6 protein-coding genes are annotated in these 7,919 nt (G+C 64.1%); 4 read left to right on the top strand and 2 right to left on the bottom strand.

Annotated elements, in window-relative coordinates:
- Positions 1-41: 41 nt before the first annotated feature.
- Together ACEQXV_RS00550 and ACEQXV_RS00555 are read left to right on the top strand one after the other, a co-directional pair.
- Complete coding sequence (locus ACEQXV_RS00550; protein WP_370267378.1) at positions 42-2,450, top strand: FAD-dependent oxidoreductase; 2,409 nt, start codon at positions 42-44, stop codon at positions 2,448-2,450.
- Positions 2,447-3,025 carry an NTP transferase domain-containing protein gene (locus tag ACEQXV_RS00555; RefSeq protein WP_370267379.1) on the top strand — a complete coding sequence of 193 codons (579 nt, stop codon included), beginning with the start codon at positions 2,447-2,449 and terminating at the stop codon, positions 3,023-3,025. The genes ACEQXV_RS00550 and ACEQXV_RS00555 overlap by 4 nt, the downstream gene beginning before the upstream one ends.
- A gap of 90 nt (positions 3,026-3,115) precedes the next feature.
- Here the strand turns inward: ACEQXV_RS00555 and ACEQXV_RS00560 are convergent, their stop codons facing one another.
- Positions 3,116-4,813 (bottom strand): Hint domain-containing protein, encoded by a 1,698-nt coding sequence (locus ACEQXV_RS00560; RefSeq protein ID WP_370251541.1) that lies wholly within the window; start codon positions 4,811-4,813, stop codon positions 3,116-3,118.
- 1,155 nt (positions 4,814-5,968) lie between these two features.
- Between ACEQXV_RS00560 and ACEQXV_RS00565 the strand changes: the two genes are divergently transcribed.
- Positions 5,969-6,298, top strand: coding sequence for a TfoX/Sxy family protein (locus ACEQXV_RS00565; protein ID WP_370267381.1), 330 nt, complete (start codon positions 5,969-5,971; stop codon positions 6,296-6,298).
- 159 nt (positions 6,299-6,457) lie between these two features.
- Here ACEQXV_RS00565 and ndk read toward each other — a convergent pair whose 3' ends face one another.
- Positions 6,458-6,880, bottom strand: coding sequence for a nucleoside-diphosphate kinase (gene ndk, locus ACEQXV_RS00570; protein WP_370251538.1), 423 nt, complete (start codon positions 6,878-6,880; stop codon positions 6,458-6,460).
- A 109-nt stretch (positions 6,881-6,989) separates the two neighbouring features.
- Here ndk and ACEQXV_RS00575 point away from each other — a divergent pair.
- A partial coding sequence (locus tag ACEQXV_RS00575) for an ABC-F family ATP-binding cassette domain-containing protein (protein ID WP_370267382.1) occupies positions 6,990-7,919 on the top strand: 930 nt, incomplete at its 3' end.

Consider the following 7,919-nt stretch of genomic DNA (forward strand, 5'->3'; position numbering starts at 1 on the left):
GCGGGCTGTCTGACGCAAAGGGTCCACTGGGAGAGACAGCGATGAAGACGAGCACTCGGGTATGCGTGATCGGGGGCGGCGTCGTCGGCTGCTCGGTGCTTTATCACCTGACCAAGCTCGGCTGGTCGGACGTGATGCTGGTGGAACGCTCTGAACTGACGAGCGGATCCACCTGGCACGCGGCGGGCGGCTTTCATACGCTGAACGGCGATACGAACATGGCCGCGCTGCAAGGCTACACGATCCGGCTCTACCGCGAGCTGGAGGCGCTGACGGGCATGTCCTGCGGGCTGCATCACGTGGGCGGCGTGACGCTGGCCGACACGCCCGAACGCTTCGACATGCTGAAGGCGGAACGCGCCAAGCACCGGTTCATGGGTCTGGAGACGGAGATCCTTTCGCCGCAGGAGATCAAGGCGATTGCCCCGATCACCAATGTCGAGGGCGTTTTGGGCGGGCTTTACGATCCGCTCGACGGGCATCTCGACCCCTCGGGCACGACCCATGCCTATGCCAAGGCCGCGCGCATGGGGGGCGCCACGATCGAAACACATTGCATGGTGCACGAGACCAGGCAGCGCCCCGATGGCACCTGGGACGTGGTGACCGACAAGGGCACGATCCATGCCGAGCACGTGGTCAATGCCGGCGGTCTGTGGGCGCGCGAAGTGGGCGCGATGGCCGGGGTCTACCTGCCGCTTCACCCGATGGAGCACCAGTATCTTGTGACGGATGATCTGCCTGAGATCTACGAGCGCGCGGTGGAACATCCGCATGTGATGGACCCGGGCGGCGAAAGCTACCTGCGCCAGGAAGGCCGGGGGCTCTGCATCGGGTTCTACGAACAGCCCTGCAAGCCCTGGGCCGTGGGCGGTACGCCCTGGAGCTTCGGGCATGAGCTGCTGCCCGACGATTACGACAAGATCGAGGACTCGATCGCCTTCGCCTATCGCCGTTACCCGATCCTCGAACGGGCGGGCGTCAAGACGGTGATCCACGGCCCCTTCACCTTCGCCCCCGATGGCAACCCGCTGGTGGGGCCGGTGCCGGGCCTGCGCAACTACTGGTCGGCCTGCGGGGTCATGGCGGGGTTCAGCCAGGGTGGCGGCGTCGGGCTGACGCTGGCGCAGTGGATGGTCGAGGGCGAACCGGAACGCGATGTCTTCGCGATGGACGTGGCGCGCTTCGGGCGCTGGATCACGCCGGGCTACACGCTGCCCAAGGTGGTGGAGAACTACCAGAACCGCTTTTCCGTGACCTACCCGAACGAGGAACTGCCCGCCGCGCGGCCCTTCCGCACGACGCCCATGTACGAGATTTTCGACCAGATGGGCGCGGTCTGGGGGAGCCAATACGGGCTGGAAGTGCCCAATTACTTCGCCCAAGAGGATGAGCCGCGATACGAGACGCCGTCGTTCCGACGGTCGAATGCCTTCGAGGCCACCGCGCGGGAGGTGCACGCCGTGCGCGGGGCCGTGGGCATCAACGAGGTGCAGAATTTCGGGAAATACAGCGTGACGGGGGCGGATGCGCGCGCCTGGCTCAACCGGATCATGGCCGGGCGTATTCCAAAACCGGGGCGGATAAGCCTGACACCGATGCTGGCCCCGTCCGGGCGGCTCATCGGGGATTTCACTGTGGCCTGCCTGTCGGAGACGGAATTCCGCCTGACCGCAAGCTATAGCGCGCAAGATTTCCACATGCGCTGGTTCGAGGGGCAGCTTGCCGGCGAGGTGCAGATCGCGAATATTTCGGACCGCTCCACCGGCTTCCAGATCGCGGGGCCACGCGCACGCGACCTGCTGGCCAAGGTCACGCGGGCGGATGTGTCGGACGATGTCTTCCGCTTCCTTGATGTGAAACGGCTTTCTATCGGCATGATGGAGGCCACCGTGCAGCGGGTGAGCTACACCGGCGACCTGGGCTATGAAATCTACGTCGATGCCATGGAACAGCGGGCGCTGTGGCAGCTGCTATGGGAGGCGGGGCAGGAGTTCGGCCTCAAACCCTTCGGGATGCGGGCGATGATGAGCCTTCGGCTCGACAAGTTCTTCGGCTCCTGGATGCGGGAGTTTTCGCCCGACTACATGCCGGGGGAAACCGGGATGGATCGGTTCATCCAGTGGGACAAGGCGTTCATCGGCAAAGAAGCCGCCGAGAAGGAGCGCGCAGAGGGCCATGCACGCAAATTGTGCAGCTTCATCGTGGAGGCGGATGATGCCGACGTGATCGCCTATGAACCCATCTGGCTCGATGGTGCGGTGCAGGGTTTCTGCACCTCGGGGGGCTATTCGCATTACGCGGGCAAGTCGGTGGCGTTCGGGTTCGTGCCAACAGACCGCGCGGTCGACGGGTTGGAGGTCGAGATCGAGATCCTTGGCAACATGCACAAGGCGCGGCTGGTAACGGACATGCTTTTCGATGCCGATGGCGCAAGGATGCGGGGATGAGCGAGGCGACGATCCTGCTCTTGGCGGCCGGGGCGTCCTCGCGGATGCGGGGGGCCGACAAGCTGATCGAGGAAGTGGGCGGCGAGAAGCTTCTGACCGTCATGGCGAGACGCGCGGCCAGGGCCGGGCGACTGCGCGTGACCCTGCCCGAAGGGAACGCTGCGCGGGCCGCCGCCCTAGACGGGATCGACTGCGAAATCGTGACCCTGCCCGCGGGCTGCGACCAGTCGCAATCGCTTGCCGCCGGGGTTGCGGGGCTTTCGGGACCTGTCCTCGTCATGCTGGCCGATATGCCCGAGGTCACCGCCCATGACCTGCACCTGCTGCTGGCCCTGTCGCGGCAGGCGCCGGATGCGATCCTGCGGGCCGCGGGCCAGGATGGCAGCCCCGGCAACCCGGTGCTCTTCCCCTCCGACCTGCTGCCGGACCTTCAGAAGATCAGGGGCGACAAGGGCGCGCGCGGTCTGCTGAAACAGTATGCGGCGCGGGTGCATCTCGTGCCCCTGCCCGGCAATCGTGCGCTGACCGATCTCGACACGCCGGAAGACTGGGCCGCCTGGCGCGCGGCGCGATAAAAGGGGGCGGCACCGTTCTGGCACCGCCCCTCAGTCGGGTCCGGGGAAGGGTTTTGCCCCCTCTCCCCCTTGTCCCTGCTGCATTCGCAATCAGCGCACGATGAGCCGCGCCTCGTGGCCTTTGAGAACCTTGCGGGCCGCGGCGTAGCTATCGACCCCGGCAGGTGCGCGCAGGTCGGGGAAGAGCGCGTAGATTTCATCGCGCTGCGCCTCGCCCATGCTGCCAAGCGTCTGGTCGCCCGGCTGGAAGCTTTCGGTCCAGGCACCATCTGCCAGAACCACCTCGTGCTGGTCGAACATGAAGTGGATATAGGTCGTGCGCAGGGTCTCCATGTAGCGGATGCCCTTGTGGTCGATCAGGTGCTTGGCCGCCACCAGCACTTCGCTTTCCTCGAAGTAGAGCTGGGTGCGGTCATTGGCGACCAGCATCCGGTGCTGCGGGCTGACCAGCATGTCGCGTTCGGGCAGACCACCGCCAAGCGCTCCGGCCTTGATCAGGACGGGCCGCAGGTTGGGGGCACGGCGCAGTTCCGCGTGGTTGAGGGTGCGGGCCCCAACCCAACGGATTTCCTGGATGCCATTGTCACGGGTGATGATCTTGTCACCGGGTTTGAGCGACTCGACGGGCACTTCGCCGCGCGTGGTCGCAATGCGGGAACCAGGGGTAAAGCAGGGCACGACGTTCTCTATCTCCTCGAAGCGCATGGTGCCCGTGATGTTTTCCGGCGCGAAGCCGTTGCCATCGTAGAAGGTCACCGTGCCGTTTTCAGGGTTGTCGGCGTCGAGCGCGACACGCAGAGGGCCGGAGCCCGTCAGGTCGAGCGTGTCGTAATCGTCGCCGGTGCCCCCACCGTCCACGTAGTCGCCGACATTGCCGCCGAGGATCAGGTCCCGGTCGGCGCCGCCATAGATTTCATCTTCGTCGATGCCGCCATCGAGCGTGTCGTTGCCGTCACCGCCATAGATGGTGTCATCGTCGTCCTGGCCATAGACCACGTCGTCGCCGGCCCCGGCGTCAATGTAGTCGCGGCCGTTGTCTGGTACGGCGTCGGGGCCGAGCGGGTTTCCGTCCGATCCGTCATCGGTGATGTTGAGATCATCGAAGCCCGCGCCAAGACCGCCATAGATGGTGTCGTTGCCGCCGCCCGTCTCGATGCTGTCGGAGCCTTCGCCGCCGATCACCATGTCGGCGCCATCGCCCGCGGTGATCGTGTCGTCGTCGAAGCCGCCATCGGCCCAGTTGTCGCCGGAGCCAAGGTTGATCAGGTCGGCGTCGTCGCCGGAATAGACCGTGTCATTGCCCGCGCCGCCGTCGATCGTGTCGCGTGCATCGAGCGGATCCCCGTCGCCGGGGAACAGGCCCGGATAGCCGCGATCGGGCAGCGGCAGGTTGGTGTCGAGCCGGGTGTCGATGAAATCGTCACCATCGCCCCCGTCGATGCTGGAGCTGCCATCGCCCCCGATCAGCGAGTCATTGCCGGCCCCGCCGATCAGCGTGTCGTTGCCGCCCTCGCCCTTGATCAGGTCGTCGCCGCCTTCGCCATCGAGGTAATCGTCGCCGTCATTGCCCCAGATCGTGTCGTTGCCAACCCCGCCCATGACGGTGTCGTTGCCTTCCCCGGCCAGCACCACGTCGTCATCGGGGTTGTGACCGGGCAGAATGGCGTCCTGATTGTCGATCCGGTCCCCTTCCGGGTCGCCGGTGTAGTTCAGGTCGATCAGGTCATCCCCCGGGGTGCCATCGACCACGCCATCCACGGAATTGGGATTGTCAGTTTGCCCAGACATGCGTCGTCTCCTTTACATCCCGCGGGGCGCACGCGGCGCAGGCTGGCGGGTTACCAAGTACTCACAATCGACGCTGATCGGTCGGGTCCGTTGCAGGCCAAGGCCAAGGGCACTCGTCAAGACAGTCAGAACCAGAAACATCGCACATCCCCTGGCGATCGGTGTCGAACTCGATCCAACCTTGGTGCGATGACGTTGGGCAGAGGGCGGCGCACGGGCCTTTACGGGGGACAGATGGGCGTCAGGCCGGGTTTCGGGCCTTCGGCTGGTGCTCGCGTGGCAGCGCAAGGCACCTCATGGACACGCATCACTCGCGCGGCTCACATGCCACCTGCCGATCCCGAGATCGGCTGGTTTCCGTGCGGCCGCCCCCGTGGCCTGCAGACATCGCCCCCCAGTTGGGCTGCCCCGTTTTTACCCCGGACAGGTGCGGACAAGAAAGCGAAAATTGACAGAAACATGGCGTGATCAGGGCGCGTTCGTTTGAAAATGGACAATAAAGAGACGCCTGAAGCCTTGAGAAGAGAGAGGATTGTTTCAGCAGGAAGAACAGTGCAAGCCGGGAATATGGTGCCTGGGCACCCACTTAACCTATTACAATATTTAGGGCCTTCCTGCCAGCTCTGCCTATGGGTCGGATGTTTGCCGACCAAAGAGACAGTCGAACAGGCGCTTCATCGTTAATGATTTGGAAACAGGAAATTGGGCAGTGATCTGAAACACTCTGTTCATCATGGCAGCAATGCGGCAGGCCTGTGTTCCCCCTGACATATTTTCAATATGCGCGATTTTCGGGCATTGGTTCCGAATCGGCATCAATCAAATCCGAATCGCCAGTTTCTTAACTTTTATTAACATTTGGCAGCTCCAAGCATCTCCGGTGGACATTCGAATTGTGCAAGGCAGGGCATAGCCGCCCAGTCTTTGCCATGACAACACCTCTCTGTGCGCCCCATTGCCGCCGCATTCGACGCGCATCCTTCTCCTCAGGCAGCAAGAGCAGAAAAGAGGGAGCGAACCATGCCCCAACCGCAGCCCACACCGAAACAGGCCCCGAAGCCGAAAGAAACGGGCAAGAAAGACACGCCAGTCATCTTCAAGGACTGGGCCAGCATCTGATAGGCTGGTCTGGCCCTGCCAGAGCGAGTCGACCACGTGCCCACGCCCCTGACCGAGATCCGCAACATCGGCCCCGCCATGGCGGCCGAGTTGAAGCAGGCTGGTATCGAAACCGCCGAAGCGCTGCGCGAGATCGGCGCGGACAAGGCCTACGAGGCCATGCTCCGGGCCGGCAGCCGGCCCCATTTCATCGCCTATTACGTGCTGCACATGGGCCTTCAAGGCCGCCCCTGGAACGACTGCCAGGGGGCCGAAAAGACCGCGTTGCGCGCCCGCTTCGATGCGCTCAAGGCGCGTGCCTTCGACCCCGAGCAATCCGCGTTTGAACGCATGCTGGACGAGATCGGCGTCGGCGCAAGGCGCTAGGGCCGGAAGAATTTTCAGGAAAATTCTTCCCCCGGGGCGCAAAATCTTTCCGAAGATTTTGGTGCCCGAAAAAATCTTCTGAAAGATTTTTCCGGACATATGAAAAAGGGCCGCTCATGACATCATGAACGACCCCTTTGCTTGCATGTGACCGGTGGCTTAGCCGACCAGTTCAAGACCTGCGAAGAAATAGGCAATCTCTTCGGCCGCGGTTTCCGGTGCGTCGGAGCCGTGGACGGAGTTTTCACCCTTGGACAGGGCGAAGTCCTTGCGGATGGTGCCGTCGGCGGCTTCTGCCGGATCGGTAGCGCCCATGACTTCGCGATACTTGGCAATGGCGTTCTCGCCTTCCAGCACCTGCACGACAACCGGCTCGGAAGCCATGAACTCGCACAGCTCGCCGTAGAACGGGCGTTCCTTGTGCACCGCGTAGAAGACGCCTGCCTGGGCGGGGGTCAGGTGGATGCGCTTCTGCGCGATGATGCGCAGGCCTGAGGCTTCGATCTTGGCATTGATCGCGCCGGTGAGGTTACGCTTGGTGGCGTCGGGCTTGATGATCGAGAAGGTGCGTTGCAGCGCCATGTCAGTCTCTCCGGAAATGGGGTGTATTTGGCGCGGCTGCTACCATGCGGCGGCGCGCTTGAAAACCCGGCAATTGACACGCCCGCGCGGGCGCGCCACACCCGCGCCCATGCTACGGATTTCCGACATCTCCTTTTCGATCGCGGGCCGCCCTCTGCTGGAGGGCGCCAGTGCCACCATCCCCGAAGGCCACAAGGTGGGCATCGTCGGGCGCAACGGCACCGGCAAGACCACGCTCTTTCGCCTGATCCGGGGCGAGCTGACGCTGGATACGGGCGAGATCACCCTGCCCTTCCGCGCCCGCATCGGTGGCGTCGCACAGGAGGTTCCGTCCTCGGAGGTCTCGTTGATCGACACGGTGCTGGCCGCCGATACCGAACGTGCGGCCCTTCTGGCCGAGCAGAGCGATGATCCGACCCGGATTGCCGAGATCCAGACCCGGCTGGCCGATATCGACGCATGGTCGGCCGAGGCGCGGGCCGCAACCATCCTGCGCGGGCTTGGCTTCACCGCCGAGGAACAGGTGATGCCCTGCTCGGCCTTCTCCGGCGGCTGGCGGATGCGCGTGGCGCTTGCGGCGGTGCTCTTTTCCGCCCCCGACCTGCTGCTGCTGGATGAACCGACCAACTATCTGGACCTCGAAGGCGCGCTCTGGCTGGAAAGCTACCTGGCGAAATATCCGCACACGGTGCTGGTGATCAGCCACGACCGGGGACTGCTGAACCGCGCCGTGGGCCATATCCTGCATCTCGAAGACCGCAAGCTGACGCTTTACCAGGGCGGCTACGACACCTTCGCCCAGACCCGTGCCGCCCGGATCGCCGTGGCGCAGGCGGATTCGAAGAAGCAGGAGGCGCGCCGCGCCCACCTGCAAAGCGTCGTCGACCGCTTCCGCGCAAAGGCCACCAAGGCCCGGCAAGCGCAGTCGCGGCTGAAGATGCTGGAACGCATGCAGCCCATCACAGCGCCCTCGGAACGCGCCTTTCGCAAGTTCACCTTCCCCGAACCCGAACAGCTCTCGCCACCCATCGTGCAGATT

Origin of the sequence: Nioella sp. (assembly GCF_964229645.1) — a bacterium.
Classification (GTDB): domain Bacteria; phylum Pseudomonadota; class Alphaproteobacteria; order Rhodobacterales; family Rhodobacteraceae; genus Nioella.